The sequence below is a fragment of the Methanobacterium sp. genome (genome assembly GCF_016217785.1).
In the GTDB taxonomy this organism is placed as follows: domain Archaea; phylum Methanobacteriota; class Methanobacteria; order Methanobacteriales; family Methanobacteriaceae; genus Methanobacterium.
This window is the reverse complement of sequence record NZ_JACRGA010000003.1, coordinates 1-1640: the sequence shown is the minus strand read 5'-3', so window position 1 is coordinate 1640 and position 1640 is coordinate 1. Positions and strand designations below refer to the sequence as shown.

At 41.6% G+C, this 1640-nt stretch carries 3 protein-coding genes; all 3 read left to right on the top strand.

Translation table 11 applies throughout. The annotated features are described in order from the left end of the window. Window positions 1-331, top strand: a 331-nt coding sequence (locus HY987_RS01390) for a hypothetical protein (RefSeq protein WP_367146867.1), incomplete at its 5' end; no start/stop codon positions are given. Window positions 332-520: 189 nt separating this feature from the next. Beyond that, a complete protein-coding gene (locus tag HY987_RS01385) occupies window positions 521-1021 on the top strand; it encodes a 3-isopropylmalate dehydratase small subunit (RefSeq protein WP_292754761.1) in 501 nt (166 codons plus the stop codon). Window positions 1022-1127: 106 nt separating this feature from the next. After that, window positions 1128-1640, top strand: a 513-nt coding sequence (locus HY987_RS01380; RefSeq protein WP_292754758.1) for an isocitrate/isopropylmalate family dehydrogenase, incomplete at its 3' end; no start/stop codon positions are given.

Genomic DNA, 1640 nt, shown 5'->3' with positions numbered 1-1640 from the left:
TGCCCTTGCCATAGCCATTGCAATAACGACTATAACCCTTCTCTATGTTATCAATCTCTTTTTAGGCAGTAGTCTCATCTTAAGAGGCCTTATAACACTTACAATATTATGCCCAATTGCAATTCTTATGGGCATGCCATTCCCAATCGGCATGAGGATGTTGGGTGAAAAGGAGAAGGAGATTATCCCCTGGGCATGGTGCATCAATGGCGTGGCATCAGTCATAAGCTCCATCCTTGCAATAATCGTTGCAATGTCCTTTGGATTTAATTCTGTTTTGCTACTTGCTGCGTTAACCTATTTTATTGCAGGGGTTGTGATGAAGAAGTAGAGCAACTGAATTTCAATCACACTTTCTGCCTGCTGTCAAGGATTGTTGAAAAAGAAATATCTTATGTTTAAAATGCAGCCTCGCAAGTAAAAACAGGTTTATTTTTTTTAAGATTTAAAGTAAAATGTTTACAGAAATACCGAAAATTTTTCCTTTACCCTTAGATGGGTAGAGGGACAGGAGCGTAAGATGAAGTTAGAAGGAAAGGCTTGGAAGTTTGGGGATGATATAAGCACAGACCATATTGCGCCTGGAAGGCTTTTTCATCTACGTTCAAATTTAGAGGAATTGGCAAAGCATGTTCTTGAGGATGCTGATGCAGAGTTTCCCAAAAAGGTGCAGAAGGGAGATTTTGTTGTTGCAGGCAGGAATTTTGGGCTTGGCTCAAGCAGGGAACATGCGCCAAGGATAATAAAGATAGCAGGCGTTAGCGCTGTGCTTGCAAAGTCCTTTGCAAGGATATTCTTTAGAAATGCCATAAATGTCGGCCTGCCGGTCTTGATATGCGATACAGACAAGATTGATGTTGGCGACACCCTTGAGGTTGATTTGGAAAAGGGGGTTGTTCTGAACAAATCAAAGAACCTGACCCTTACCTTCAGTCCTTTGCCAAAAGCAATGCTGAATATACTAAACGATGGCGGTCTTAGCAGTCATATCAAAAAGCATGGCGATTTCAAATTAGAGTGATACCCCTCACCCTGGCCCTCTCCCACAAGGGGAGAGGGGAATTTCTCTAATTCCCCTCCCTTGATGGGAGGGGATAAAGGGGAGGGTGTTAATAAGGAGATTGCAAATGAGTTATACAGTAACCTTTATTCCAGGTGACGGAACAGGGCCTGAGATTGCAGAGGCAACAAAAAAGGTTCTTGAGGCAACTGGCGTTGAGTTCAATTGGGATATTCAGGAGGCAGGCCTTGATGTTTTTAAAAAAGAGGGTAATCCTCTTCCTGCGAGGGTTTTGGAATCTTTAAAGAAGAATAAAGTTGGCATAAAGGGCCCTATTACAACCCCTGTTGGCTCTGGTTTCAGGAGCGTTAATGTTGCATTGCGAAAAGAGCTTGATTTATACTGCTGTTTGAGGCCCTGCAAGAGCTATGCAGGCGTTCAGTCTAAATATACAAATATAGATTTAGTAATTGTTCGTGAAAACACAGAGGATTTATATGCTGGGATTGAATATCAGAGGGATTCTTCTTCTGCCCAAGAATTGATAGCAACTATTGAAAGGCTTTCAGGCGTAAAAATTAGAAAAGACTCTGGAATCAGCATAAAGCCAATATCTGAATTCGGCACTAAAAGAATTGTT